Source organism: Jongsikchunia kroppenstedtii DSM 45133 (assembly GCF_000380485.1).
GTDB lineage: Bacteria > Actinomycetota > Actinomycetes > Mycobacteriales > Mycobacteriaceae > Jongsikchunia > Jongsikchunia kroppenstedtii.
Genome location: NZ_AQYG01000040.1, coordinates 36,504 through 63,434 on the forward strand (window position 1 = coordinate 36,504; position 26,931 = coordinate 63,434).

Below are 26,931 nucleotides of genomic sequence, written 5' to 3' on the forward strand. Positions count from 1 at the left end.
AAAACCTCGAAGATTCCCTACGCACCGTTATGCGTCTCGTACCGAAATGTCCGGTCCACGATACGTGTGGATCCGGGATGCCGACCAACTGTGGGGGCTGGATCACAGACCAGGTCGACGGGGCTTGCGCCGTGGTCAGCCTCCGGATCCGCCGTGCTCATCGGCCCCGATCGGAACCGCATCGTCCTCCGGGTCGTCCAGCCAGCCCTCCGGCAGCGCCACCGCCGCGGGGGAGCCCTGCCGGCCCCGCGGACCGTGGCCGTCCCGGGGGAACGGCGCGTCGGCGGGCAGCTGCCCGACCAGGTCTTCGAGCTGTGCGACGGTCTGCACCAGTGCGAGGTCCCGGCGCAGGTCCGACCCGACCGGGAAGCCGCGCAGGTACCAGGCGACATGCTTGCGGATCTCCCGCATGCCCTTGTTCTCGCCGTGGTGGTCGGCCAGCAGCTGCCCGTGCCGGACGATGATCCGGGCGACCTCGCCGAGGTCCGGCGGCTCCGGAGTGGCGGTGCCGTTCAGCTCGGCCGACAGTTCGGCGAACAGCCACGGCCGGCCGAGGCAGCCGCGGCCGATGACGACGCCGTCGCAACAGGTCTCGTCCATCATCCGGCGCGCATCGCCGGCCTCGAAGATGTCGCCGTTGCCGAGCACGGGGACCTCGGTGACATGCTCCTTGAGCCGGGCGATCTGGTTCCAGTCCGCGGTTCCCGAATAGCGCTGCGACGCGGTACGGGCATGTAGCGCAACGGCTTTGGCGCCCTCGCCGGCGGCGATCCGGCCGGCGTCCAGATGCGTGTGGTGATCGTCGTCGATGCCGACGCGGAACTTGACGGTCACCGGGATGTCGGTGCCCTCGACCGCGCGCACGGCCGCGGCGACGATGTTCTGAAACAGCCTGCGCTTGTAGGGGATCGCCGATCCGCCGCCCTTGCGGGTGACCTTCGGGACCGGGCAGCCGAAGTTCATATCGATGTGGTCGGCGAGGTTCTCGTCGACGATCATCTTGGCTGCGGCGTAGGTGTATTCCGGGTCGACCGTGTACAGCTGCATCGATCGGGGCGTCTCGTCCGGGCCGAAGGTGACCATGTGCATGGTCGTCTCATGGCGCTCGACGAGGGCGCGGGCGGTGATCATCTCGCACACGTACAACCCGGAAACCGTTCCGGTGCGTGCGATCTCGAGCTCTCGGCAGAGGGTGCGGAAGGCGACGTTGGTGACGCCGGCCATCGGTGCCAACACCACCGGGCTCTGCAGAGTCAGCGATCCGATCTGCAGAGCCTCCGTCGGCGGGGCGGCTACAGCGGTCAGGATGCCTGCGCCCGCAGCTTCTCGCGCTTGGCGGCCTCACGGGCCAGCGACCGGTCGCGCATCTCTTCGAACTTGGTGGCGTCCTTCTCCAGCTGGGCCAGGAAGGCCATCAGCTTCTCGCGCGCCTGCTCGCCCTCGGCGCCGAAGTCGTTGCGGTCCTCGATGTTCCACTTGCGCAGCACCGGCATGACGACCTCGTCCAGGTGCTGGCGCAGGTCGTAGATGCCGTGCTTGGCCATCAGTACGCCGTTGCGGCGGAAGTTCGGCATGCCGGCGCCCGGCATCTCGAAGTTCGTGAGCACGTCGGTCACCGCGGTCATCGCCTGGTCCGGCGCGAGATCGATCGCCGCGCCGCAGATGTTGCGGTAGAAGATCATGTGCAGGTTCTCGTCGGCGGCGATGCGCTGCAGCATCTTGTCGGCCAGCGGCTCGGCACAGGCGCGACCGGTGTTGCGGTGCGAGACGCGGGTGGCGAGCTCCTGGAAGGTCACGTAGGCGACCGAGTGGATCATCGACGCTTCCGGCAGCTCCGTCGCGGCCTTGCCCTGGGCGACGGCCGCTGACGAGTAGCCGTTGCTCATGTGGATCATGCGGGCCTGCTCGAGCGCGACCGGGTCGACGGCGCGGGTGACCACGAGGTAGTCGCGCATCACGATGCCGTGGCGGTTCTCCTCGGCGGTCCAGCGACCGACCCAGGCGCCCCAGGCGTCGTCCATCGAGAAGTTGTGGGCGATCTCGCGGTGGTACGACGGCAGGTTGTCCTCCGTGAGGAGGTTGGTGATCATCGCGGCCTTGGCGACCTCATCGAGCTGCGACTGCTCCGGATCCCAGTCGATGCCGCCGAGCTCGGCGAAGTTGCGACCCTCGTCCCACGGCACGTAATCGTGCGGGTTCCAGTTCTTTGCGATCTTCATATGGCGGTTGAGGTTCTCCTCAGCCACCGGCTGCAGCTCCTGCAGAAGCTCGAGTTGCGTCAATTCGCGTGCCATCTAAGTTCCCGTCGTCTCGTCCGCCGCCCCGTCGGCCGCTCACTTTTCATCGTCGCGCGTCTTGGTCGCGTTTACCAGTCCTCTAGATTACGGGATCAACAAGGTCCACCCAAGTCGAACCTACGGATCCGTAGGTTAGGAATTCCTGGGACTTAATGCCCTACACGCGCAGCAGAACGTCGTGTCAGCGGAAGAACTTGCCGGACGTGTCCATCCAGGCTTTTGCCTCGTCGGTCAGGGTTCCCAGTTCTTGGGCCTTCTTGCACCAGTCCATCGACGCCTGACCGAACTTCATCGGGTTGTAGACATCCTCTTCGCAGGACCAGAGCCCGTCGCCGGCGTACGTGAGGATGGTGATGTTGGTCGCGCCGATCACCGAGCCGTCGCCGGGGTCGCGCATCGGGTTGTCGATCTCACAGATCACCCGTGACGTCGACGGATCAACCACATGCCACAGCGACGGGAACGCGACCATGTGGTTGCCCGGGAAGCTGCGCATCGTCTTGCAGATCCAGGTCTTGATGGCGTCACGCCCCTTGAACGTGCCCATGGCGTGCTCGATGTAGTCGGCGTCCTCGGTGAACTGGTCGGCCCAGCGTTCCCAGTCGCCGCTGACCGCGACCTCGGCGACGGTCTTCTCGAACTGCTGGAACGCCGCGTCGAGTTCCTCGGCGGTGAACACGGCTTCGTCGACTCCGTCGACAGAGAACTTTTCTGACATGACCGAATCGTAGAGTCACTGTGTTCCGGGTCACGTCGCCGGGGGCAGCCATTCGTTCGACTGAATTCGGACTAAAGGATGGCTATCGCCAGGCAGGGGCTCGTTACGATTCAGACCGAATCGCCGGAGGAACCGGCACAGTCACGGCATTGCCGGCGAAGGGCGGAAGATGGCAATCGGGGTCGGCTCGATCATCGCCGGGTACCGGCTGCTGGAGCCGCTCGGTCAGGGCGGCATGGGTCAGGTCTTCAAGGCCGCTCACCCGCGGCTGCCACGCGCCGACGCGCTCAAGTTGCTCAACGCCGCATTCACCGCCGATCCGCAGTTTCGGTCGCGCTTCGCCCGCGAAGCGGATCTCGTTGCGCCACTGAATCATCGGAACATCGTCAACGTGTACGACCGTGGCACGTTCGACGACCAGCTGTGGATCGCAATGGAGTTCATCGCCGGAACCGACGCGGCGAAGATGACCGAGTCCGGCCCGCTGCACCCGCGGCTGGCGGTGCACATCATCGCCGAGACGGCCGCCGGACTCGACTATGCGCATCGGCACGGGTTGCTGCACCGAGACGTGAAGCCCGGCAACGTCTTGATCACCCCCGGTGACGATCCGATGCGGCCCGAGGTGGTCAAGCTGACCGACTTCGGCATCGCCCGCGCGGCCGACGAGGTGTCGTCGCTGACCGGGACCGGTGCCGCCGTGGGCACGCTGCGTTATTCGGCGCCGGAGCAGATCGAGGGCACCGCGCTCGATCGCACCGCCGACGTCTATTCGCTGGGCTGCACCCTGTTCGAATTGCTCACCGGCTCACCGCCGTTCGACTCGCCCACCAAGCAGTCGCTGATGATGGCGCACATGATGACCGAGCCGCCGCGGCCGAGTCTGCGCAATCCGGCGGTGCCGGTGGCGATGGACCGGGTGATCGCGACGGCGATGGCCAAGCGTCCGGCCGATCGTTATCGGTCCTGCGGAGAGTTCGCGGCGGCCGCCGCCGAGGCGTTGACCGGCGCCGGCACCTCCACCCAGCATCCGCGACCTGTCGCGGCACCCCGACCGGCACTTCCGCGGATGCCCGCCCCGCCGGTGTCGTCGGCCCCGATGTCGCAGGCGCCGGCACCGTTGATGACCACCGGCGCGTCCGGGTCGATCGGCCGCTACAGCGACGGCTTCCGGCCCGTTCCGTCCGACTACCATTCCGGTGCCACGCAAGGAGGTTCGCCGAAATCCTCAGGTTGGCGCGACGTCGTCCGGCGCCCGCTGGTCATCGGCGGCGCGGCCCTGGTGGTCGCGATCGCGGCCGGAATCGGTATCGGTGCCGCGACGAGTTCCGGCGGCGGTGGGGCGCCGTCGACCGGCGCAGCCTTGACCGCTCCGGACAATGTTGCGGCGGCGATGTCGAATGACTCCAAGTACGTCATGGTCAACTGGGATGCCGTACCCGGCGCGACGGAATACGTTGTGCAGCAGGGTGACATCGTCGTCTACGCGGGCGACAAGACACAGTTCCAGCAGCCCATGCCGCTGCCCGGCCAGTACAACTACGCCGTGTCGGCACGGGCGCCGAAGCGTAAGAGTTCGCCGCTGAGCCCGCCTGCGCCCGTGACGGTCACATCGACCTGGCGCGAGCTGCAGCCCCTGGTCGACCTCTTCCCGTATGTGCTGCCCCCGACCCCGGTGTCCACCGCAGGATTCCAGGGCATCTCCTGCACCGGATTCAACGGCACGCTGAACTCGTCCAAGCGGGACTCGGTGACCATGCACATCTTCTGCTCGCACGGGAATCCCGACGCGCCGGACTACACGATGGATTTCGTCATGTATGACTCGGCGTCCGACCGTGATTCCGATATCAGCGGGGCGGCAGCCGATGTCAGCACCGTGCAGTCGAAGAACTATCTCGCCGGAAAGCTATATGCCGGTACCAAACAGAACGCCGGCACCATCTACTTCGCGCCCAGCGACGGTGACCGGGCCCGCGTCAACATCGTGATCACCGTGCCGGGCAAGCCGACGCAGGCCGCGATCGACCTGTTCAAGCAGATGGAGCTCTGATGCCGGGTACGAGCAGGCCCAAGAAGTGGGTATGGGTTGCGGTGGCGCTGGGAGCGGTTGTCGCGCTGGTGGTCTCGTTGTTCGTAACGCGTCTGCTGGCGGGCGGTAACAGTGGTTTCGCGGCGCCGTCGGGGCTGTCGGCGAAGGCCAACACCGGCTACGTGAGCGTCAGCTGGGACAAGGTGTCCGGCGCCGCGTCGTATGTGTTGCTGCGCGACGGGCAGGTCGCCTACGCAGGTCCGGAAACGTCCTACGACGACCATGTCGCCAGCGATACGCCCGTCAACAGCCTGCAGAACCCGGGCTCGCGCGAATACTCGGTGCAGGCGGTGTCGGGGGACGGTGCAGTGTCGCCGGTCAGCTCACCGATCAAGGCGATGGCCAATCGCAGTTGGGCCGAGTACTCGCACGATGTGGGGTTGCTCGGCGGGTTCATGCCGCCCAGCCCGAGCACCACCGGCTGGGAGGACATGACCTGTTCTCCGGTCGTGGTGTCGCGCGACGCCAATCGCGGTAGCGGCCCGAAGGGTAACGGCCAGCCTGGGCTGAAGTTCGGCGTCGCGTGCACCGTGCCCGGCGATCAACCGCTGAGCGTCCTCGAGTGGTTCCTGAGCTCGCCGGACGACCTGAACGCGGCCTGGGCCCAGAAGGCAACTGGTGGCCAGCCCATCACCTGGAACAACGGCACCGGCGTGACGGTGTCCAAGCCGGATGGCAACTATCTGTTCTTGAGGTTCTCGGATCCGAAATTGTCGTTGGTCATGATTTCGATCAGTTCATCAGCGCCGAACGCTATTTCGACCGCGGACCTCCTGTCGAAGGCGAACACGATCACCACCGCCTGATGGCCGGTGCTGGGTATAGTCGGCTCGCCTCGGACGGTGTGACCTCCATATCATTGGCAGCCGAAGGTGTCCCCGCACGGAACGGAAATGCCCGATGTCGAGCTTCAACGACCGCACGCCGTCACCGCCGTGGCATGCCGCAGGCGACCAGTCGTCCGCGCATTCGAGTGCGCTCCGGCCGGCGACGCCCTATCAGCCGGCGGCGCCCACTATTCCGCCCCGGGTCCGCGGCTGGCGTCGCGCGCTGCGCAGTGCGTCCGGCGGCTTGATCACCTTCGGTGGCAATACCAGTGCCGAGGCGGTCCGCGAACTCGTCAACCGCGTGCGGCAGCCGGTGCGCGAGGACTTCCGGGTGGCGGTCCTGTCCCTCAAGGGCGGCGTCGGAAAGACCACGGTGACAATCGGTCTGGGCTCTGCGTTGGCCTCGCTGCGGCAGGACCGGGTGATCGCGGTCGATGCCAACCCGGATCTCGGCACCCTGGCCCGCCGGGTTCCGTCGCAGACCACCTCGACCGTCCGCACGCTGCTGCAGGACGAGAATGTGAACTGGTACACCGATATTCGCCGGCACACCAGTCAGGCGTTGAGCGGGTTGGAAGTACTTGCCTCCGAGAGTGACCCGGCGATCTCCGAGGCGTTCAACGAAGACGAGTACCTGCAGGTGGTCGAGACGCTCGGCAGTCACTATCCGCTGATCCTCACCGACTGCGGCACCGGTCTGGTGCATTCGGCGATGACCGGCGTGCTCAAATCCGTCAGCAATCTGGTGCTGGTGACGTCGCCGGCGATCGACGGTGCGCAGAGTGCGGTCGCGACGCTCGACTGGCTGCAGGCGCATGGGATGGGCAAGCTGGCCGCCGACTCGATCGTGGTGATCGCGTCCACCAAGACCAAGAACCCGCCCGTCGACGTCGCGATGCTGACGAACTACTTTCAATCGAGAGTCCGTGCCGTGCAGGTCATTCCGTACGATGAGCACCTGGCCGTCGGCGGGCTGATCGACCTGGATCAACTGAATCGCAAGACGCGCTCGGCCTTCCTGGAACTGGCCGCCGCGGTGGTCGACCGGTTCGCCGTGCCGACGCAGCCGATGGCCTGGCCGCAGCCGCAACCTCAGCAGGCGCAACCTCAGCAGGCGCCGGCGCCGAATCCGCCTCCGCAGCACTCCGACCCGCAACACGTCGGGCCGCAGCATGCGCAGCCGCAGCCCCAGTGGCCTGCCCAGCAGCCGGCCTATCCGGGTCATCTGCAGACACCGTACGAGCGGTGGCCGATCCCGCCCGTCCAGTCGGAGCCGACGTATCCGCACACCGGAATGCATCCGGACTCGCCGATGGGCCCAGGACTGCCCTATGGGCCACGGTGAGCGGACGGGTGTGCGTTATTCTGTGCGGCACGCCCCTTTAGCTCAGTTGGTAGAGCTACGGACTTTTAATCCGCAGGTCGTAGGTTCGAGCCCTACAGGGGGCACTTGTCGGAAGTGCAGGGAGGCCGGTAGTGGGTAACCACTCCGATGACGACGATCTGCCGAGCTGGACCGATCTCGGTGGCGACGACCAAGACGATGACTTCGACTTTCCCGAATTCGCGGACGGGCCGGTCGCGCCCGGCGGGGTCGGCGGCGTGGTTCCAGTGGCTCCTGATACCGGTTCCGAGGCAACGGATCTCGCCGGTCTTGAGGACAATCCGTTCGTGGCCGCGGTACTCGAGCAGCCCCGCCCGCGTCGCCTGCTGTACGCCGGAGTGGCAGCGGCGATCGTGGTGGTCGCCGTCGCGATCGGACTGATCGTCTGGCTCACGACGCGCTCGTCGGGATCGTCCGCGCCTGCCAAGGCGGCGCCGGCCGCCGCGTCTGCGGCGAGTACGTCCGCACCCGCGCCGGCCGGGGCCTGCCCCTCGACCACGCAGGCTGGGATCACCACCGGCAACACGGCGGGCGGCGGCGACAGCGGCCCCGCGGCGATCATGGCGTTCGACTACGGCTACTACGTGAAGCGGAGCGGCCAGGCGGCGCGCGAGGTCGTAGCCGCCGATGCCCGGGTCGGCACGGCCGCTGAGATCCAGAGCGGCATAGACAAATTGGCGCCGGGAACTACGCATTGCCTGAAGATCACCAGCCGCGGAGACGGTCTGTGGGGCGTCGAGCTCACCCAGACCCCGCCGAACGGCGCTGCTCCGGTGGTCATCAAGCAGCAGATTCAGACCGTCGATTCCGGCGGCCGGACGTGGATATCGTCGATCGTGCCTGATCCGCAGAGCTGAGTCGGCGAACCGGGTGGTTCCGCATTTGTGGACTAACTCACAGCAGAAACGGTTGACCTGGGCGGGAATTGGTCGGCCGCCCCTGTAGGGGCGCGTAGTGGCCTAAAGTTCCAGACTGGTCAGGGGAATGGCGTCCGAGGGGGTCGGGCGCGGATGTCAGGAGCGTCGGGTGAAGAAAAGCCGTCATGGTGAGCCGGGAGTCGGCGCAGTGAGGACGCGCGCCACTGTGGTGAGCGTCGCCGCGACGATCGCCGTCGGTACCGCCTTTGCGGGACAGGCGATGGCCGAGCCGGAGCAGGGCGGTGTCACCCCGTCGGGTCCGTCGCAGGGCGGCGTCACGCCCAGCGCGCCTACTCAGCAGATCGGTGTGGCCCCGACGGTGCCCGATCCCGACCCGGGTCCCGGCCTGATTCCCGATCCGCCGCAGGAAGTTCCGTACCGCCAGCTGCCGACCTACGAGGGCGGCACCGGCGGCGTGACGTCGCAGCCGAGTGCGATCGGCCACGCCGCGCCGGTGGCGCCGATCGCCGCGCCCGAGGGCACGGTTCGTATCGGCACTTTCATCGAGAAGAAGCCGGGTTGGCTCAGCGATCGCGACGCCCGGTCGATCAACAGGTGGGCGGCCTACGGCGAGGCGAAGATCTCGCAGTCCTGGCGCGCGCTGGGCGTGCCGGACAAGGAAGCCGACCGTCGGGCGGCGGCAACGATTCTGGGCGTCGCGGTGGGCGGAACCACCGGTGCGACCGTTCTCGGGGTGCCGGCAGCGCTGGTCGGCGGCGTCACAGGCGCCGGGGTCGGCGCGATCACCGGCGGAATCATCGGATCCACACCCGCCTTCGGCGGAACGATGGCCGGGCCGGGCGCGCTGATCGGTGCGGGAGTCGGTGCCGCGATCGGTGCGGCGACACTGGGCATCCCGGCCGCCCTGGTCGGCGCAGTTGGTGGCGGCCTGCTGGGTGGCGTGATCGGCCAGGTGTACGGCGTCGGCGATTCCAAGGCCGATCCGAACCAGCCGCTGCTGCCGTGGCAGGAGCCCCAGCTCGACAACAGCCCGAAGGTCTACCGCTTCTCGCTGCCGTCCCGCGACGCTCAGCGCGTGGGCCTACCGGAGGTCGACTACACGGTAAACGTGCATGGTGACGTGCGGGCACAGGTCGGCGACAGCACGCTCACGTGGAGCGGCGCGCAGGCGCAGGGCCCCTACGGGGCGCTCGGCGGTGGCGCGAACGCCGCCCGCAAGACGGTGGACGGCTGGACGAAGCAGGCCGGCGATGCGCTGAGCCGCCAGTTGCCCGGCGTGGCCGTCACCTACGGCCCCGCGGCCACCCCGCCGCCCAAGCGTTAGCGCACCGACGCCAGCACCGCCCGCACCGCGGTCTCGATGTCCTGCGGTTCGATGCGCATCAGCGTCTCCGCGTCCAGGTCGGCAAGGTCGATGTCGCCGGACGAGAGCCGGTACTCCCGCTCTTCCTCCGCGGCCTCGATGACGTTGCGGATGAATCGGCCGTTGCCGGCCAGATCGATGAGTGCCCTGGGCTGACCGCTCGTCGGGTCGGGCCGAGTGGTCTGGGTGAGCGGCAGGCACAGCTGCTGCAGCGCGGCCGCCGCATCGGCGGTGAGTCGTGAATCCCGTTGAGCGGCAAGGTGCTCGCCGATCATCGCCAACTCGCCGGGAGAGTACGACTCGAACCGGATGCGGCGCGCGAATCGGGACGTCAGGCCCTCATTGCTGGCCAGGAAGCGGTCGATCTCGCTGTCGTAGCCGGCGATGATGACGACGAGCCGGTCGCGGTCGTCCTCCATCCGCGCGAGCAGCGTGTCGACGGCCTCCCGGCCGAATGCGTCGCCGCCCGAGAGTCCCTGCTGGATAAGGGTGTACGCCTCGTCGATGAACAGCACTCCATCGAGCGCGGAGTCGATGAGGGCCGATGTCTTGGGCGCGGTGGCGCCGAGATGTTCGCCGACGAGGTCGCGCCGGCCGGCCTCGACGACGTTGTCGGTCTTGATCAATCCGAGGGCGAAGTACGTCTTGGCGATGATCCGGGCGATGGTCGTCTTGCCGGTTCCGGGCGGTCCGGTGAAGGCGAGATGCAGACTGCGAGCCGTCGTCGACAGGCCTTTGTCGGCGCGCACCTTGGCCAGGGTGGCCGCCGAACGAAGTTTCGCCACTTGGGTTTTCACTTCGTGCAGGCCGATCTGCTGATCGAGTTCGGCCTGGGCGAGGGTCAGGAGATCGTCCGTCGCGTCGATGAGGGCCTCGGCGATGCCGGTGGCGGCGGGTACCGAATCGGGGTCCCAGCGGTCGGTGCGGGCGGCGATCTCCTCCGGTGATGTGATGACCAGCCGGAACTTGGGGTCGGCGAGCGCCTGGTTGTTCGCGCCGAAATCCGGGTCCTGTGCGTAGACCTGCTCGAACAGCGCTCGGGCCGCGGCCTCGTGGCCGGTCTCGCGCAGCGCCAGACCGCGGGTGAACTGTGCCGCCAGGGCCGCCGTCGGAATCGGGCCGGCCTCGGCGTCGCGGAGCCGGCGCTGCGCCTCCTCGAACAGGCCGAGCTGCGCGCACGACGAGCCCGCCATCACGTCCGCGCCGCAGCGCAGGAACTCGTCGTCCCAGCTATGCGAATCACGCAGGGCGGCAAGAACATCGGTCCAGCGTTGGGTCCTGTAGTGTAGGACCGCCCGGATGTAGGAGGTGCTCGGCGCGGTGCCGGATTCCTCGTCCAGCGTCGCCTCGGCACTGGAATGGTCGCCATCCTCGATGAGGATGGCCGCGTAGGCGGCGACCGCCGATGCGCGATCGTTCAGTGGCAGATCGACGTAGAGCCCGCTGCTGAATCGGCCGCGCAGAGTATGTGCTGGGAGCCCGAGGCGTCGCAGTTCGCGGTGCAGCTGGTCGCGGCTGCGGTGGAGGTGGAACAGGACGTGGCCGCTGGTGTCACCGAGGGCGGCCAGGCCCAGCCAGGCGTCGGCCATGTCCGGCTCCCATTCGGCGGCTCGGGTGAAGCCAACCCGGGCTTGTCGCAGGTTACGGGCACCTTCCTGGTCGTCGACCGGGAATCCCAACGATGCGATCGCGACATCGAAAGCCTGCCGAGCGCGGTGGAGGTCGGGCACGAGGACCGCCCTTTCTGCCGAGGGTTCTGCGTCCGATCGAGTCTATACATTTCCGACAAAACGGACAGAGCCGCATCGACCGCGCCCACAGCGGCCGCTGATTGCAATATCAGTGCAGGTAGAGCGTCGATTTGGGTATTCTGACTGCCGTGTCCTAAGCTGATTCAGCTCCCAGCGGGAACACCGGCCCCCTTCGTCTAGCGGCCTAGGACGCCGCCCTTTCAAGGCGGTAGCGCGGGTTCGAATCCCGTAGGGGGTACGCAAGAGCGGCGAAAGTCGTTGGAGCACAGCAAGGCCCTGTGGCGCAGTTGGTTAGCGCGCCGCCCTGTCACGGCGGAGGTCGCGGGTTCGAGTCCCGTCAGGGTCGCTTTCTCGGTTTTACCGAGGGGCGCGGTTCGCAGAACCGTTCCGGCCAGGTAGCTCAGTTGGTACGAGCGTCCGCCTGAAAAGCGGAAGGTCGCCGGTTCGATCCCGGCCCTGGCCACCACAAGAAGTAGCTGGTCAGAGACCTTCTTCGATTCGATTCGGCTCGTTGGATGAGGACAATTGCCCGTCTGATGGGGCCAAAATGGGGCCAAATTCGGCCGGTGCTGGAGTTTGCTTCATTCGCTGGTCGTTGCTGTGGCTGATTCGCGACGTGTCACCGCCGCAGGATTCCTACGAGTCGCTTGGTGGATCGATGTGCAGGCTGTCCATGGCATCCGCGACCGCGTCGAGCTCGTGATCGAACAGGTCCGCGTAGATCCCTGCCGTGGTCGTGATCGATCGGTGGCCAAGCGCAGCCTGCAGCAGTCGCAGATCGGCGCCTGCTGATCGTGCGAGAGATGCATACGTGTGTCGGAGGTCGTGGATACGAAGAGTTGGCCGGCCGAGCTCTGCTCGCTGCTTGTACCAATCGACGCTCCGCACCCAATTTTCGCGAGACAGCATCCCGCCGCGTGGGGACGTAATTGCGGGCTCGAGTGCCGGCCGACCATCGATTCGACGATTCAGCACCGGAAGCAGCGTCTGAGGGATCGGCACTGTGCGGCGACCTGCTCTGGTCTTGGGACCGCCTGCGACCAACCGGCCCCGAACCTGTGTCACTGACCGACGCACTCGGATACGGCGCTTCGCTAGATCCACGTCGTCACAATGAAGCCCGACGAGCTCGCCAAATCGCAGGCCGGTGTAGGCCAGGATCGTCACCACGTCGCCTTGAGGGCCGCATAGCTCGGCCAACTCGTGCACCTCTCCCGCAGTCAGATACAAGTGCTGTCGGATCGGCAGGGGAGGAAAGTGGGTGTCGGCCGCCGGGTTGGCTGCGATCAACTTCTCCGATACCGCGAGGTCCAGGACCATTCGCAGCAGCGTATGCGTGCCGCGCTGAGTCCTCGGGCCGACGCTCATCGAGTTCACCCAGCGCTGTACCGATTCGGAATCGACGCGGTTGACCGGCCAGCTGCCGAATGCCGGCCCCACCCGTAGCCGCCAGTAGGACTCGTAGTTGTAGCGCACCTTTGGCGAGAAGTCTGCTCGCGACGTAAGCCAACGCTGGTACACAGCGGACACCAGGACCTTGCTGCCCCGCCGGGGATCGATATATGAACCGGAGCGTGCACGGTGGGAGATAAGTTCCGCCTGGTATTGCTTGGCCGCCTTCTCGCTCGTGAAGCTCTTACGCCTCTTGGAACGATCAGGCATCCGCCACTCCACGTACCACCGAGGGCTGCCCGACTTCGTCTCATATCGTTTGATGGACATCAGGCCGCACCACCGGCGCGACGACGATCCCGAAGCCAGTCCAGCACGTCGCCGCGGCGCCACACACGCGTACGCTCTGAAAGTTGAATATGTACTGGCCCAATCGAATCCATGCCAAGCTCACGCGCCGAGGCCCATCGGTTCAGCGTGCTCGATGACACGCCGCACAAGTCGGATGCTTGCCGAGCAGTGAGGAGCTGATCGGGATCGCCCGACACGAAGACACCAGACACTTTGGTCGCAGACACCTGTATCACTCTCTTTCGTCGTTAGAAGTCGAGGCCACTATTCGAAGCCGCAACGTTCGCTCGTGGCACGCCGACAAACTCGTCTCGGCCGCTAGCAGCAAATGATTTGTTCGCAGTAGTTCTGAAGCAACCTCAGTCAAGGCGGTCTCGACGGACATCGGCAGTCCTAGATCGTCCACGGCGACATCTGGTCTGTTGAGCTCGCCCAGTCGAATGAGATTGAACTGGGCGAGTTTACGCGCACGGCGAATCCCGGCTTGCAGACGGATCAATTCCTGATCGACGACGTACGGATCAAGACCTTGGGCGGCCGTATCGCCGCTGCGGCGCTGGGCTTTCGCGGTCATTGATCTACCGACCCGTCACCGCTGCCGGCGCCAACGAGTTGCCTCGGATCCCGAGTGAGGCCGACATGATGCTCCACCCATCGTGACAACAGCCTTGTATCCACCTGTGGCACGCGCAATCTCACGTACTCGCCGTTGTCCGTTGTGATACACACCCCTGCATCTCCTGGAAGATGCAACTCTGTCGGTCTGGGCCCCGCCGGATCGAGCAGTTCACCAAACGTTGCCTTCTCAGCATCGACTGATCGCAGGGCGAACCCGACCTTCCGTTCGGCGTTGTCACGAACGATCGTTGGGATGGAATCGGCCGTCGGTCGTTGCGTGCTGATCACAGTCACGAGTCCCGCCGATCGCTGCTTGCGGACCGTTCGTCCGACGCATTGCGAAATACGTTCTGCGACCTCCTTGTCCTGCTTTGAATTCGACTGTGCAACAAAGAACGACTGCGCCTCGTCGATGATTACGATGACTACCGGCCACTCATCAGAAGGCCCGCCATCCCACAGATTCGACTGCCCATCGAACTCATCGGGTAGGCGACGGAAACGCGCTGACATGAGCAACTGAATCGACTCAAGCTCTGCCGCAACCGATTCTAAGTCGGCGTCTGTCGACATATACGAGAAGCAGCGTGGCCTCAGCCAATCCCAGTCGCCCGAACCCTTGCCGTCGAGCACCATGAACTGGATCTCTGGTCGTGACACCAGCGACCCGAACCACGTCCGCATCGCCGATGTCTTACCACTGCCCGGAATGCCGGCGACGACCATCGCGGAAAGGTTCACAAGTGAGAACGTGACAGGCAGTGCTGCTTCGGAGATGCCAAGGATGATCCGACCGGGCTCGCCCTTAGGTACTCCCTCTACCGAGATGGGCTGGGCCAGTGGATCTTCAGTCACAAGATCCAATGTGACTTGGCCGAACCGAGCTCGCACCTGGACTCGCTCGCAGGCGAGTGCGGTGCACAGGCGCCCGGTCGCGTCCTCGAAATGCTTCGCTGACTGGCCGATCACCAGTGCCAATTGAACCGAGGCGCCCCAAGGAGCTGGCTGGACCGAAATGACACGCGGCGCGATCCCGCCAATCGAGAGTCCGCAAGCATCAAACACCGCCGCAGCCGATCGGGGATCTTGCAGAGTCCGCACTGCGTGATGAGTCGCGGGAGCGAAACGGGGCACCAGGGCCGCTGCACGTCGACGGCGATAACCGACGTACGCCACTGCAGTTGCCACGGCGATCAATAAAAGCAGCCACATCATTGGGAAGCCTCTCGGGCGCGACCCGTCTTGCTGGGTGCCGGGGATTGAGCCGTTGCAGTCTTAAGCAACTGTTCCAAGTCGCCAACCCGCGCAACCTCTGTCACGCCATGCACGCGGCACCGAATCTGTCCGAAATCGCCTCCGGTCAGAGTCACGACCATCGGGCCCTGGATATCGATCACGCTGCCCACAGCGAGGTCGTCGGCAGCTGTAGCGGGCAATAGTACGGTTGCGTCGGTAATGCCAATCAGCGGTGAGAGCAGAAGACTCTGCACCTGGCAGAGGTCGACCCCGGTGACGGGATCCTGCTCAACCCTGTCGGTAGCTTCTCCTCCTTTGTACTGTCGCTTGATGCGGGGCTTTGCCTTACATGCGAGGCGGGCGGGCATCGGATGCTGAATTTCGGTTGCCATGGTTTGACTCCTAAAATGTTGGTATTCAAAGTGTTAGGTGGATGCAGCTGCCTTTAATGGCAGGTGATTTGGATAACCGTTGATGTATCACCTCCGTCTATTCCTGGAAGGGATGGCGCAGACTCAGCCCGTTGAGGGCCGATCTGTGGCTGTGTAGACAAATCGGCTGTCGATCCCGGTGTGGCCGTTGCGCGAGTCGGACTGCCAGCGCTGTCTGCCATAGCGATACACGCCAGTGGACTACCGGCAACGGGATGGCTGACATCGGCGGATGTCGAGATGATGAGTGCGCTTACGAGCACACCAACGATGGAAGCAACAGCGGCGGACACAAGGACATCCGCCAGTACGCAGCTCCAGAATCTGCGGGACGTCACAGATCGCCCCCAGGTTCGATTGTTGCTCGGATGGTCACCGATGGACTCGGTCCCGCCTCGCAAAGTGAGAGACCGTCGTAGTCGATCCACACGTTCCGAACTACATCCGGCCGGACTGTTCGAGCCGAGGGACCAAACGGGTCAATCTCGACGCGGGCCGAGAACTCACCCAGAGATGCTCCCGGTGATCGCGGATACAGTCGGACAACGTCCGAGGCGACATCGGCCCACAATGAACCTCCTGAAGGTCTGCTCGCTAGGTCCAGTGCGCCGATCGCCAATACAGCGGTTCCGGTCGCAGAAGCCAGCTCGATCAGCTGCTCGAACTCCAGGGCTGTTTCACGTGAGGGCCGGATCAGTCGGCAATGGCGAGAGATAGTTCGGATGTCATCGACTACAACCACTCCGCCTCTGAACGCCGAAACAATTCGCCGTAGCTCGGACAGTTCCGCGACCTTCAACGGAGCGGTAGATACCGAGGATCCGACAGTGGCACCCGCGGCTCGGGCGCGGCGCGGCCCAACGCCCACGGCGACTGCATCAGATTTCCATTCTTCGGTTGGCGCGAGCGTTGACAACGTTTGGTAGATCAAAAGCGCCGTCGCAGCGGGTGGTCCGTAGACGACTGTCAGGCCGGGCGCCAAGCCTCCGACCAATGCGTCCCACACCGTTTGTCCCGTCCGGCGGCGCCGTGTGTGAAGTGTGCTGACCCCATCGGGCTCGTTGGATGACGAGACCACCCTCTCCATCGCGTTTCTCCCTGTGGCTCCATCGACCATGTGCGTCTCGCTTCCCTGCCTCGGTGTTCCAAGTAACAACATAGCGCGTTGTTGAACATGCTGCAACGTGGTGTACCACGGTACTGCGTGGCCGCCGTAGACTGAGCCTGTTCACCGACTACAGAGGGGATGTTGCACCGTGGCGGATCGGGGCGCTCGCGAAAAGGAAGCCGTACGCGAGATGAAGAAGCTTGTCTCGCGGGGGATCTCAGAACGAGATGCGAGAGAGCAGGTCGCTGAGACATTCTCTGTGCACCCCGAGACTGTCCGTCGTTGGGCGCGAAGGTCTGGCGTCCTCGCGACGGCAACAGGTTTGGACCAGGCGCTTGGCGAGCAAATCGTCGACGCTATGCAGCGGCTGATCGACGAGGGAGTTTCCAGAAATAGAGCCAGCCGGATTGTCGCCGACAAATACGGGGTTCATCAAAATACGGCAAAGAATTGGTATGAAAAGCTGCAGGCAGTGAGGCCGGATGTGATATTTGTGTCGGAGGAGATGCCGGCGATTAGCTTTCAGCTGTCACGTCGGCAGGTCGAAGACGAATGGCGCAAAATGATCCAAGTCGTAGGTGAATTACTGAAGAACTCTGGTGCCATGATCGAAGCGTCGGATCCACTCTTCGACGTCGATCCGAATAGTCAGCTTGAATCAAGCATGACATTACTTGCGGCAACATCGGAACTGATTGATCGCTTTCAAGAAAACTTCATTGACATGGCACTGGTGGCGGGCATTGAAGCAACGCAGATTGCGAAGTGGACGAATAAGAGCGTCGTCGGAATCAGGGCGCGTCGCGAGAAAATGAACTCTGACGTGATCCCGACAACTTCCTGACCGGTAGGCATTCTATTTGTCGCGTTCAACGCGATATTGACGGGTATTGATCAACAAATCCTAAAGGCGTGCACGCTGATTCAGCGGGTCGGTGGTACCTAAGCGATCTACTGCGGATCGATCATTCGATCCGTGGAGAGCATAGCGGGCACGTGCGGCTCGACGCTCAAGGTCCATTTCGTCTGAGCTGAACTCCTGAGCAAATGCTTCGTATTGGTGGTCGAGTACGTAGTCGATAGAGTCATCGTTGAGCTCGTCATCGTCAGTCATGGGTACGACCCCCACATCTCTCCGTCGAGCGCTTCCATCACAGCGCCCATCCTGCCCTCGTGAATTGCGTCGACCGGCCGCGCGCCACCCAGATATGCGTTGTGGCCAAGGAGCCAGGAGTGTGCGGCTTTATTGCCGAATATTAAGCGCGCCTTTGTGATTGCCTGACTGTAGGCGTCGCGGATCGCTGCCTTGGGCGCGTCATCATGACCGAGCGGCTGCGTCTCATCATGGTCCTGCATACATTCACGATACTGTTCGGAACCTCCCCATTGCTAGGAACATTCGCATCGTTATGCAGCGTGCATCACGACCCACGGCCATACATCGGACCGCCGGCGGCGCAGTCCAGAATCCGACGCACACTGCCGATCACTCACTGCACCGCCGCCAGCTCCGACTCGGACGCAGGACGCAGGTCCCATGCCTCTAATGAGACGCAGACTGACCGCTTTCCCGATCGACGTTCAGCGCTGTGAGTGTGCCCGTGGATCAACCACATGCCCAGATTTGGCAGCTGGTACTGAGCGAAGTCCCTGCCCGACAGGCGGTCTGGTGTTCCTGGGTACGGAAAGTGGCTAAGCAGGACCCCTGTGTTCCCCACCTTTGTCCGGGCCGTTTGTTGCACACTTGCGAATACCGCAGCATACGCAGCGAAGTGACGCTGAGCACCGCGGTACATCGGGTGCACCGGGTCATGGTTGCCCACAACGCAATGCATCGGTACGTGCACCGATGACAACAGCTCCAACGCCGCGGTCATGCTCGCGACGCCACCGGAGCAGATGTCGCCGAGTACCCAGAGAACGTCTTCCTCGGGATCAAGCTGGTAGAGCGGCGCCATCACAGACGCATCGTGTGCGTCGACGCTGTCGAAGCCACGTAGTGCCGCGAGCTTCGGATGCGCCAGATGCAAATCGGCCGTGAAATATTGCACGGCGCAACCATATCGGTAGACACGGACAGGAGCGTCATAAAGGTGCGGAGGGCTCGTTGTTCCTACCGTAGAGTCTGTGCGCCGCGGCAGTCATCTGAGTACTCCCGAATTCTGGTCAATTGCCTCGACCAAGAATTGGGCTGGAGCCACAGCCGAGAACTGGTTCATCCCTTGAAACCACATTTGTGCGTCCCTCGTCGAGTCTCGAACGGCAATGTCGCTCGCCGCCTCACACGCAGTCTGAAGGCGTGACCGGATCGCCTGGCTATCAATTGCGCGGGAACCCACCCGCCCATTGACGAATGGTCTCCGCCATAGAGCCCTGCGAGATACGCCGTTAGCCTCGTACCGAGCAGTTCACGGCCGCGGCGAGCCCAACTGCGTTTCGTCGATCGACCCACTGTAGCCGGGCTGGCGCCACGTCAGCGCTTTGTGTGGGTGCGCTTCTTGATGTAGTCAGCAACCGCGGCCGGCCGTTCGTAGTCCTCAGGCAGGACAGTCCTTCGCTTCGCACATGACTGCCGGCCAGCGAGCTGAGCTCAGCAGGGCTGCGAATCTCGCGGCCGTCCGGCGTTCTCGTTGGCCAATGAGTCTGTGCTCGAAACGATTTCGTTTGCCTTCGATCCGGTCAATGCATCTCGCCCCTGGCGGATGCCCGGGAGCTTGCTGCGCGATTTCTGGGGCCGGGAGCACGAAGCTTCCGGATGTCGGTATCACCGATGTCGCGATTCATCTGGTCCGGGCACTCGGTTTCGGTGGCCAGGTACTTGCCTCGCTCTACAGTCAGCTGCCCCCCCCACGGCCGCGGCCGGCTTTCCGGCGATCGGTAGCGCACTGTTCCCCGGCGGCTACAAGATCTCCGATGGGTGCCGGGATCTTGTGCGTTACGCGTTGCAGCCGCTCATGGACGCGCTGTTTGTTCAGCTTGAGTACACCCCAGCCAGACTCCGCTGCAGTATCAGGCCGGAGCGCACACCACGTTCGCGAGTCTGCCCGAGGAGCGGGCGCTGCTGCACTCCGACCGCCGGACGAACAGCTCACTCGAGACGTGCCTGACGCTGACAGCCAAGGCTGCCGGTAAGAAGCTCACCCGTGTCCGAGTTGTTTCCCCGTCGCACTGCACTATTCAGCTCGACCGGGTGACCGATCCCCCGGGTCCTCTATCGCCCAGTCCCCGAGTTCAACGTTGCCCTGGTCAGACTTGGGCGCGGTGATCGCTGGCAACTGGTCGAGACGCCGGCGAACCACTATTTCCGGTCCAGGTATCTCTCCAGAGCCCTGATCAGTGGCGTCAGGCTGACGGTTCAGCCTGATGGGGCGATCCGGTAACCGGAAAATCTTACCCCGCGTTGCGCGACGGCCGCTGAGGTAACCGCTATCGTCTATGGCCATGTCTAAGAGGTGGATTACTGCGTGCGCCGCAGCGGTTATCGTGCTTGTGCCGACAGGGTGCTCGACGGCAACCCCACACCCGAGCGGGCACACACAGACCGGGACACAAGACGTAGGCACAGCCACGACGAGCGCGTCGACCTCAACATCGGCAGCACCGGCCACGGTCGACGCTGACACCAAATGCGGCACCGTTCCCGACGCAACTGGTGCAGCGCAAGACATCTACGTTCGGTTCGGGTCGACTACGTGTGACGCCGCAATCGCGGTATTCAGACAGTACTTCTCCGACCCTTCAGTCGATCACGAAGGCTCATCTGGTCACGCGGATGTCTCCGGATTTGCTTGCGGGACAACCTCACTGGGTACGGTCGCCGAGCAAGGCTACACCGCCAGCTGCGAGCAAGAAGCGACGTTCCTGCGGCTGATCGCAGTGCCCGCCGGGCAGCAGCCGCCGTCCCATCAACAGCCGACCGACCGCTACACCGACGAGTCCGGGAGCATGGTCTATTTCGTCTCTCCACAGCATCGATGGTTCTGCGGATTCAGCGTTCCCGACCCCGGCAGCGTCGGGTGCAGCGGAGCGATGCCGTCGAATGCGCCGGCGGTCACGAAAGACTTCGGCGATCACGCGGTCGTGCGGCCCAACGGTGTTCGACTGGCGCACGGTTCGCCGGCGGCGTTCATCTTCACCAACGATTCGGCATACCTGAACCAAGAGGCGCTCCCCCTGGAATACGGCGACACCCTCACGGTCGGGTTCATGACATGCAGCGTGGACCCGCACACCGGCGTCACATGCAGCGAGGGACAGCACGGGTTCCGTGTCAGCGCCGACAGTTACCAACTGTCCTAAGAGTTGATTCTTAGGTTCGGCTGCGCGTCTTGGTGAATCGTTCTGGTTTGTGCTGGTCTGCCTGGACCGCCGACGTCCCCAGCGCGACTCCTGGCCGACGACTTACGAAAGTCGGCGTCTGCTCAATCCACTCGTCCTCTCCACGAGGTCCGCGGGCACCTTCGTCGGTACAAGGCGATCTGGGTCAAGCCCCACACGTGGAGACGCGCGAAACGGTGCGCATCTGACGCTCTACCGTTTCGACACCAGCGCGCGTGAGTGAGACCAGCTGGTGCAGCAAACTGCCGCCCGACTTCTAGGTAGAATTAGGTGCTGAGCTGCAGGACGGAGGTGACGTGATGAAGAATAACGCGAAGAAGGTTGTCGTTGGCCGCAGCGAGATCATCGCAGGCGGAGCGCGCGCCACGAAGGCCTCGGCCAAGTTGGAGGGACGCGTCGTGCCTGAGGGCTACGAGCGGCCGGCAGCTGTCGCGGAGTACATCAAGAAAAACACCCGCACGAAGCGCTGACATGGCGCTCACGCCCGGCTACGGAGAGACTCCACTTTTTCACGACGAGTTGTCCGCGTTGCGCCCTGGCGTGGCAGCCATGCTGGGCGACCCGATCACTAAGGCAGCCGTTTACGACTTTGAACAGGGCATTCAGGACACACTGGCTGCCGAGTTCTTACCGGCAGTGGCCGACGGATCACTGCCTCTGGAAGAGCTTCTCAGCGATCATTTCGTTCGCGACCTGCATGCGCGGATGTACGAGGAGTTGTGGAATTGGGGCGGGCAGCTTCGTCGGCTGGAGCTGAATATCGGCGTCGCACCCGAGCAGATTGCAGTTGCCCTTCGGACCAGTCTTGATGACATTGCATTCCGGTGGACACACACTGACGATTGGACGCCGCGTCAGCTGGGCATTGCCGTGCACGCCGAGGTTGTCAGAATCCACCCTTTTGTCGATGGGAACGGGCGCTCAACGAGATTCTTGGCGGACCTGGTGTTCGCCGCGGCTCAGGAACCGACAGTGGCGCAGTACAACTGGGATATCGACAAGGGGCGGTACATCGACCTGCTTCGCGCCTACGACCGTCATCGGAACGTTGACGAGCTGGCCGCCTTTGTCGGGGTGGAGCCGACCTAAATTCGACGCGCCGGGCCCTGGTCTCCGACCCGCGATGATCTCGCTGTGGCCAATGACTGCCTTCTTCGCGTTTTTCATCATCGCGGCGACCTCCGTCCACGTCGAACTTTGCACGCTGGATGGGCGCTGCCTCGCCTACTTCGCCCAGGTGTCGGCCGACCATGGCGCCGGTACGTCCAGCGGTTCAAGGCGAGCGAGGTAGGCATAGCGATCAAGAGCTATCCGCACGGCGATCAGCGCAACCCTGATACTTCCCAGAAGTCGGTCAAGCGACACTGCGACATCCAACGTTACGAATCGTGGATCATTCGGATGAGGCTGTTCCTCGGAGCTGTATCGAATCGGCCATTGAAATCCGTGGGCGCGTGCACTAAGCAGTCGCCACTCAGACAGCACGTGCGCCCCAGGATCGCCTCCAGGCAGATATGACGCAGGAATGCGATCGCCGCCGGCCTTCACGATCGACTTATCGCGTGGCTTCGCCTTGATCGTCTTTTCGTCGAACCCCAGTATGCGGCCATCTTCAAGTACTCGGGTGACTCGGTCTTTCCGGCTCTCAATAAATGGGCCCAGTGGTGGGGCGCCGGGCGGCCGGAACCCCGGAGCAAGGTCTTCGGCGTGTTCACGGTCCGCATCGCACTGGGCGCGGGCCAGCTGCAGGCCGCGCTTTCGTCGCTCGTCCCGATCGTCGTCGAGCAACCATAGAGCGGTGGTCGCCGCGGTCAATGAAGACCGTACCAACGCAGGATGGCCATGGCCGCGAACAGCTTTCGCCTGACCGAGCGACCAACATGCTAGTAGCAGGCAATCAAGGGCTGCCGCGATCGACCCTCGCGCCATCTCGCGCATCGACATCACCGAGAACACGTGGTCGTCCTCGTCTATGGGCGAGCTCGCTTGAACCTCTCCACGTTCCTGGAGCCAGCGGACATGCTCGAACGTCACAGCGAGACAACGCTCGGCGATCCGCCACAGTTCGGTTTGGTCGATCTCATCGGTTGCCACCCGTTTACGTTCTCACTAACCCTGCTGGTAGGCCCACGTTTGGCCCTGCGACTTCGCAGTCGGCACGGTCGCGAGAATGGTCCCGACGGTTGGGATGCCCGCTGCTCGCGTAAGCCGCCCGTCTCCCCGACGATGTCCGTAGGACCGGCTAACGTGTTCCTCGTCTAAAGGACGCAGTCTGGAGCGAAGCTCCAGCTCGTCGTAACAGGGGAGGAAGCGCATATGGGTCACACAGTATATATCTCGTTCAAATTCGAGGACCAGTCATACAAAGATCAAGTTCAGTCGTGGGACCACCTTGACTATGTTGACCGGTCACTCAACGAGAAGATAAACTCTGAAAATGCGGACTACATCATGCAGAAAATTCGGTCCGACTACCTGCGTGGTTCTACCGTTACCATCTTCCTAATTGGTGATAATAGCGCCGAGATTTTCGGTTGGGATGAGCAGCAATACATCAAGCGAGAGCTTCAAGGTTCTCTTTACAATGGCGCGGGGAACACGCGCAACGGCATATTAGGTGTCGTATTACCATCGATGATGGACAGTGTGTACGGCGGAAAGTACGCGTGCTCCACGTGCCAAGGTAGCCATAACCTCGTGCGCATGAACGACTCGACTGTGATCAAAGAATTTGGTCACAACTACTACATACCGCATGATCGCTGCGCGTGGACAGAGAACGAGCGGTACTGCGTACTCGTTGGTTGGGAAGATTTCCGATCCGATCCGAACAGCTGGATTGACAAGGCATTTGACAAGCGTGATGAACCGATTGCACAGAAGGTCACAGTGTACCCATGAAGCCTTACGACGATGACCAATGGTCCATGACGTTCCCCTGCCTACTGGAAGCGACTGAGCAAAAATCAGCGGAACAGCAACATCGGTTCTTCTGGATCACGGCTGGGCAGCTGTTTGCACTAGCCCTCGCCGCAACGGCTTCCGTGATTCCCAGCGATGAGATCGGCCGTACCGGACCGATCGTCGCTTTGCTCGCCTTCGCGGGCGCGATCGCTGTCCAGGCCTCCGGTCTACCCGATCGAGCAGAACGCTCCTGGTACGACGCTCGGGCGGCGAGCGAATCAATCAAGTCCGCCTCGTGGCAATTCGCGGTCGGTGGCGAATCGTTCAGAGAGAACGACGAGCATGCGAAGCGGCGGCTTCACGACCTCATTGTTGAGGTATTGGGTCAGCTGTCGCACCTTGACGTGCCGGCCACGGGTGTGGGCAAGGCGGTTGCGACCGTTGAGATGGAAGAGTTACGCGCGGCTGACCGGAAAACACGAATGGCCGTGTATCAAAGGCATCGTATCGCTGATCAGTTGACTTGGTACTCCGCCAAGGCGATCTGGAATAAGCGTCGGGCATGGCGATACCGATGTGTGCTCATCGCGATCGCAGTTGTCGCTGCAGTTTTCGGCATAGTCCGCATCAGCGGCGCTCTGGATGCGGATGGATTGAGTGTGTTCGCTACCGCGGCGTCAGCGATCCTTGTCTGGATGCAGGCCAAAAAGTACGTAGCGCTATCGGAGGCGTACGCAGTCACCAGTCATGAGATTGAGTTAGTGGCGGCATCGTTCGAATCGGTTGGCACGGAAGAGATCTGGGCGCAACAGGTTCATGATGCCGAGGCCGCGTTTAGTCGGGAACATACAATGTGGAAGGCGCGACGCCAGGGCCCGACGACCTAAGTTCGGCGTCACGACTGCGTCCAAATGGCGTATCTGACTCGGGGACGACCGGGTGAGGTGCTCAGGTATTGGAAGGTTCTGGTCAATCTGCGATCAGATCCCTCGCCATTGCGCGGAGTTCGTCGTCACAGTCCCCCGAGACAGCGAGTTCGGCCGGTGATCGTGGGTCGTCGCTAAAGCCGGTCGGGCTCAACCACCAGGACGCGACGCCCCAGGGGTCATCCTGTGCGCCCAGGAGTTGGTTGATCTTCGCGACGATCGGACGTACCCGGTGATCGGCGGTATCGAACTGGAATGCGGGATAGAGGATGACGTTTCCAACCGGCAATCCCACAATCCCACCGCGACCCCAGAGGCTGGTGGTCTCCTCGCCTCCGACAACACGCCTGACCGCGACTGAATCGAGCATCGGGTGCTCGCGGAGAATCGAAACAACAGCTTGCGCCGCGATGGAGGTGCTGGCGTCGCTTGTTGCTGGGGCCGGGTCAACGTCTACTCCGGCTCGCCGCGCGGACACCAATTTCGCGACCGGCTTGCTACGTCGGGTGATGATGATGTCCTCCATGTCCGCGTCCTCAATTAGTCGCCTCCAACGCGCTTTCGCCTCAGTGACAGACACGTACCGGGCCATCAGTAGAACCTCCTTCAACGTTTGCTTCCGTGAGCATCGCAACTGCGCGGGCGACGTCCGTACTGAGATTCGCGCCGTCGTTCGTCAGCGCGAATCCTCCGACAAGACTGCTCTGGCGACAAAGTTGTCGCCGCCTGGTTACGTAGCGGTATCTGGGCTGACCGCCCGAGCTCGTGCCGCGTTGGACTCGCACACGGCGGACCGAGGGCGACACTGACGTCGGCATTTCACTGCCAATCGCACCGTAGGTAGCTTTGCTGCGCGACCATCGGCGCAGGACTCGCTTCGCCTGAATGAAGTCTTTCATCGTGACCTCAACGACCGCAACAGATTTCGATAGGCCGAGATAGCCCCAGAATCGACCCGGCCCGCGACCTCTCTGTTGCCAAGCCTCGGGCACCAAATGCTGGTATTCCTTGTCGCCGTGCGAGTTCGGGGAGTTGTGCTTCGTGAAGTACACCGCGAGACGCTTCGGGTCGCGTGCGCGCAATCCTTCCACGACGCTCACTGCGGTTCCGGCGGCCTCGTGTGCAGCACGTTGAACCGGATTCGGATGCGCGACCACACCGGCCCAGCTGGCCGACAACCATTCCCGAAACGTCAAGCCGTGACGTCGACCAGTCGGTGGAACCAACCACAGATGCAGATGCGGCGCGCGACCGTCGTCGACTTCTGCGCAGTTGGTGCAGGTGCATCGTTGACCAGGTCGACGCCCTTGAAACTCGAGCTTCCAGACGCACCGGAGCTTGACGCCCCACTGCCGTTCAAAACGCTTGCGCCACAGATCAAAATGCCGCTTTACTTCCTTGCCGGATGACGCGACTGGCAGCCAGCACCGAGGATAAGTCAGCGTGACCATCGCCGGAATTCCGCATCCGTCGATCAAGGGGGAGTAGTCAATCTGCGCGAGCGATCGGCACATCGACGCCCGACTCTTTCGCGACCACTCCGCAATCTCCCGTTGCGGCGCCGGGTCGACGAACTCGCCGCGCGCGCGCAGGTCGGCAGCCTGCATGTCGACATCAATCCGATGGCGCCGCGTCAGACGCTCCAACGTCTTGGCAGAACGCACCGGATCGTACGAACGGAGTTGCACTGCGCCACCAGAGATCTCGACAGTGAAGCGCCGTGAATCCGGCTGGCACCCACGCAAGTCCGATCCCGACGCCCACGGCGACGCAGATGGGAAGGCTGCCGCCGCACGAGCGATGCCGCAGCTGTCAGGGAAGCGGAGGTCTACCGCAGCCCGTACGTCCGCGGCGAGTTCTGGCACATATAACAAGCCCGCGCCTTCGGCGCTGGCGTCGGCGGGTCCGGCCCCGCCTTCGGCGCCCGCTCCCGCGCTTTCGCTTCGCACGCGCGTCCGCGGGTCCGGGCCGGCCTTGTCCGCCGCCGCCACGACCGCGTTGACCAATGCCGACTCATCAAACGAGTTCGGGAGACGCAATGCTGCCGCGACACCGGGAAGGGCGCCCGGTGCCTTGCCATCCGATAACGCTGGTTGCGTCCGGCGGGTGGTGCGCTTGTTGATCGGGTTCTGGTGCATGAGATTCGACTCCGGCCCTGGCTCTGGTGGTCACAGAGTCGGGGTTCATGTCAGGAGCCGAACCGAAGTTCGAAGGGGCCAAAATGGGGCCAACCGTTGCGAGGTAGCCCTACGACGCGTCGTATGCGTTCTGTGCGTCGCAGGTCATCGGCCGTGGATCGCCGATCTCAGACCCTCCA

At 63.5% G+C, this 26,931-nt stretch carries 26 protein-coding genes and 4 tRNA genes; 15 read left to right on the plus strand and 15 right to left on the minus strand.

Going from position 1 to position 26,931, the window contains the following annotated elements:
• Positions 1-135 precede the first annotated feature (135 nt).
• The 3 genes from dusB to G341_RS0104980 all read right to left on the minus strand — a co-directional run bounded on the left by dusB (position 136) and on the right by G341_RS0104980 (position 3,015).
• On the minus strand, positions 136-1,305 hold the full coding sequence (gene dusB / locus G341_RS0104970; RefSeq protein ID WP_081622430.1) for a tRNA dihydrouridine synthase DusB: 1,170 nt from the start codon (positions 1,303-1,305) through the stop codon (positions 136-138).
• Positions 1,302-2,294 carry an acyl-ACP desaturase gene (locus G341_RS0104975; RefSeq protein ID WP_018178013.1) on the minus strand — a complete coding sequence of 331 codons (993 nt, stop codon included), beginning with the start codon at positions 2,292-2,294 and terminating at the stop codon, positions 1,302-1,304. The genes dusB and G341_RS0104975 overlap by 4 nt, the downstream gene beginning before the upstream one ends.
• Positions 2,295-2,478: 184 nt before the next feature.
• Positions 2,479-3,015, minus strand: coding sequence for a nuclear transport factor 2 family protein (locus G341_RS0104980; protein WP_018178014.1), 537 nt, complete (start codon positions 3,013-3,015; stop codon positions 2,479-2,481).
• A gap of 169 nt (positions 3,016-3,184) precedes the next feature.
• On the opposite strand from G341_RS0104980, the gene G341_RS0104985 reads away from it, so the two are divergent.
• From G341_RS0104985 to G341_RS21040, 6 genes are all read left to right on the plus strand, one after another.
• A complete protein-coding gene (locus G341_RS0104985; RefSeq protein WP_018178015.1) occupies positions 3,185-5,068 on the plus strand; it encodes a serine/threonine-protein kinase in 1,884 nt (627 codons plus the stop codon).
• Complete coding sequence (locus tag G341_RS0104990; protein ID WP_018178016.1) at positions 5,068-5,913, plus strand: hypothetical protein; 846 nt, start codon at positions 5,068-5,070, stop codon at positions 5,911-5,913. The genes G341_RS0104985 and G341_RS0104990 overlap by 1 nt, the downstream gene beginning before the upstream one ends.
• Before the next feature lie 94 nt (positions 5,914-6,007).
• Entirely contained in the window at positions 6,008-7,279 is a 1,272-nt protein-coding gene (locus G341_RS21030) for a MinD/ParA family ATP-binding protein (RefSeq protein ID WP_018178017.1), read from the plus strand.
• Positions 7,280-7,310: 31 nt separating this feature from the next.
• Positions 7,311-7,383 (plus strand) — tRNA-Lys (locus G341_RS0105000).
• A 27-nt stretch (positions 7,384-7,410) separates the two neighbouring features.
• On the plus strand, positions 7,411-8,175 hold the full coding sequence (locus tag G341_RS21035; protein ID WP_018178018.1) for a DUF8176 domain-containing protein: 765 nt from the start codon (positions 7,411-7,413) through the stop codon (positions 8,173-8,175).
• Between the two features lie 169 nt (positions 8,176-8,344).
• Positions 8,345-9,520, plus strand: a complete 1,176-nt coding sequence (locus G341_RS21040) for a hypothetical protein (RefSeq protein ID WP_043450655.1) — start codon at positions 8,345-8,347, stop codon at positions 9,518-9,520.
• Here G341_RS21040 and eccA read toward each other — a convergent pair.
• Positions 9,517-11,289 (minus strand): type VII secretion AAA-ATPase EccA, encoded by a 1,773-nt coding sequence (gene eccA / locus G341_RS0105015; protein WP_018178020.1) that lies wholly within the window; start codon positions 11,287-11,289, stop codon positions 9,517-9,519. The genes G341_RS21040 and eccA overlap by 4 nt on opposite strands.
• Before the next feature lie 186 nt (positions 11,290-11,475).
• Between eccA and G341_RS0105020 the strand changes: the two genes are divergently transcribed.
• From G341_RS0105020 to G341_RS0105030, 3 genes are all read left to right on the plus strand, one after another.
• Positions 11,476-11,548 (plus strand) — tRNA-Glu (locus tag G341_RS0105020).
• 34 nt (positions 11,549-11,582) lie between these two features.
• Positions 11,583-11,656, plus strand: a tRNA-Asp gene (locus tag G341_RS0105025).
• Positions 11,657-11,699: 43 nt separating this feature from the next.
• Positions 11,700-11,776 (plus strand) — tRNA-Phe (locus tag G341_RS0105030).
• 170 nt (positions 11,777-11,946) lie between these two features.
• Here the strand turns inward: G341_RS0105030 and G341_RS0105035 are convergent.
• Genes G341_RS0105035 through G341_RS0105050 form a run of 5 tightly spaced genes read right to left on the minus strand, consistent with a single transcriptional unit; the run spans position 11,947 to position 15,299 of the window.
• On the minus strand, positions 11,947-12,972 hold the full coding sequence (locus G341_RS0105035) for a tyrosine-type recombinase/integrase (RefSeq protein ID WP_245556917.1): 1,026 nt from the start codon (positions 12,970-12,972) through the stop codon (positions 11,947-11,949).
• Positions 12,973-13,031: 59 nt separating this feature from the next.
• Positions 13,032-13,289 (minus strand): helix-turn-helix transcriptional regulator, encoded by a 258-nt coding sequence (locus tag G341_RS24345; protein ID WP_342664827.1) that lies wholly within the window; start codon positions 13,287-13,289, stop codon positions 13,032-13,034.
• Entirely contained in the window at positions 13,286-13,627 is a 342-nt protein-coding gene (locus G341_RS23725) for a hypothetical protein (RefSeq protein ID WP_155826783.1), read from the minus strand. Before G341_RS23725 ends, G341_RS24345 begins: the two co-directional genes overlap by 4 nt.
• Positions 13,624-14,886, minus strand: coding sequence for an AAA family ATPase (locus G341_RS0105045; RefSeq protein WP_155826784.1), 1,263 nt, complete (start codon positions 14,884-14,886; stop codon positions 13,624-13,626). Before G341_RS0105045 ends, G341_RS23725 begins: the two co-directional genes overlap by 4 nt.
• Positions 14,883-15,299, minus strand: coding sequence for a hypothetical protein (locus G341_RS0105050; protein WP_026303264.1), 417 nt, complete (start codon positions 15,297-15,299; stop codon positions 14,883-14,885). Before G341_RS0105050 ends, G341_RS0105045 begins: the two co-directional genes overlap by 4 nt.
• 1,337 nt (positions 15,300-16,636) lie before the next feature.
• Between G341_RS0105050 and G341_RS0105055 the strand changes: the two genes are divergently transcribed.
• A complete protein-coding gene (locus G341_RS0105055; protein ID WP_155826785.1) occupies positions 16,637-17,290 on the plus strand; it encodes a hypothetical protein in 654 nt (217 codons plus the stop codon).
• A 60-nt stretch (positions 17,291-17,350) separates the two neighbouring features.
• Here the strand turns inward: G341_RS0105055 and G341_RS23730 are convergent, their stop codons facing one another.
• The 3 genes from G341_RS23730 to G341_RS0105065 all read right to left on the minus strand — a co-directional run bounded on the left by G341_RS23730 (position 17,351) and on the right by G341_RS0105065 (position 18,497).
• Positions 17,351-17,560 (minus strand): hypothetical protein, encoded by a 210-nt coding sequence (locus tag G341_RS23730; RefSeq protein ID WP_155826786.1) that lies wholly within the window; start codon positions 17,558-17,560, stop codon positions 17,351-17,353.
• On the minus strand, positions 17,557-17,802 hold the full coding sequence (locus G341_RS21045; protein WP_018178026.1) for an antitoxin Xre/MbcA/ParS toxin-binding domain-containing protein: 246 nt from the start codon (positions 17,800-17,802) through the stop codon (positions 17,557-17,559). The genes G341_RS23730 and G341_RS21045 overlap by 4 nt, the downstream gene beginning before the upstream one ends.
• Positions 17,803-17,936: 134 nt before the next feature.
• Entirely contained in the window at positions 17,937-18,497 is a 561-nt protein-coding gene (locus G341_RS0105065; RefSeq protein WP_018178027.1) for a metallophosphoesterase, read from the minus strand.
• A gap of 1,825 nt (positions 18,498-20,322) precedes the next feature.
• Here G341_RS0105065 and G341_RS21050 point away from each other — a divergent pair.
• From G341_RS21050 to G341_RS22920, 3 genes are all read left to right on the plus strand, one after another.
• Complete coding sequence (locus G341_RS21050) at positions 20,323-20,745, plus strand: hypothetical protein (RefSeq protein ID WP_018178028.1); 423 nt, start codon at positions 20,323-20,325, stop codon at positions 20,743-20,745.
• Positions 20,746-21,083: 338 nt separating this feature from the next.
• A complete protein-coding gene (locus tag G341_RS23945) occupies positions 21,084-21,254 on the plus strand; it encodes a hypothetical protein (RefSeq protein WP_018178029.1) in 171 nt (56 codons plus the stop codon).
• A 1-nt stretch (position 21,255) separates the two neighbouring features.
• Positions 21,256-21,873: a Fic family protein gene (locus G341_RS22920; protein WP_018178030.1), complete on the plus strand. Its 618-nt coding sequence runs from the start codon at positions 21,256-21,258 to the stop codon at positions 21,871-21,873.
• A 135-nt stretch (positions 21,874-22,008) separates the two neighbouring features.
• Here the strand turns inward: G341_RS22920 and G341_RS23735 are convergent, their stop codons facing one another.
• Positions 22,009-22,878 carry a hypothetical protein gene (locus tag G341_RS23735; RefSeq protein ID WP_155826787.1) on the minus strand — a complete coding sequence of 290 codons (870 nt, stop codon included), beginning with the start codon at positions 22,876-22,878 and terminating at the stop codon, positions 22,009-22,011.
• A gap of 222 nt (positions 22,879-23,100) precedes the next feature.
• Between G341_RS23735 and G341_RS0105100 the strand changes: the two genes are divergently transcribed.
• A complete protein-coding gene (locus G341_RS0105100; RefSeq protein ID WP_018178032.1) occupies positions 23,101-23,685 on the plus strand; it encodes a TIR domain-containing protein in 585 nt (194 codons plus the stop codon).
• Entirely contained in the window at positions 23,682-24,575 is an 894-nt protein-coding gene (locus tag G341_RS0105105; protein ID WP_018178033.1) for a DUF4231 domain-containing protein, read from the plus strand. Before G341_RS0105100 ends, G341_RS0105105 begins: the two co-directional genes overlap by 4 nt.
• 82 nt (positions 24,576-24,657) lie before the next feature.
• Here G341_RS0105105 and G341_RS21065 read toward each other — a convergent pair whose 3' ends face one another.
• Both G341_RS21065 and G341_RS23425 read right to left on the minus strand, forming a co-directional pair.
• Complete coding sequence (locus tag G341_RS21065; RefSeq protein WP_342664828.1) at positions 24,658-25,140, minus strand: hypothetical protein; 483 nt, start codon at positions 25,138-25,140, stop codon at positions 24,658-24,660.
• A gap of 40 nt (positions 25,141-25,180) precedes the next feature.
• On the minus strand, positions 25,181-26,752 hold the full coding sequence (locus G341_RS23425) for a hypothetical protein (RefSeq protein ID WP_187329162.1): 1,572 nt from the start codon (positions 26,750-26,752) through the stop codon (positions 25,181-25,183).
• Positions 26,753-26,931: the final 179 nt, after the last annotated feature.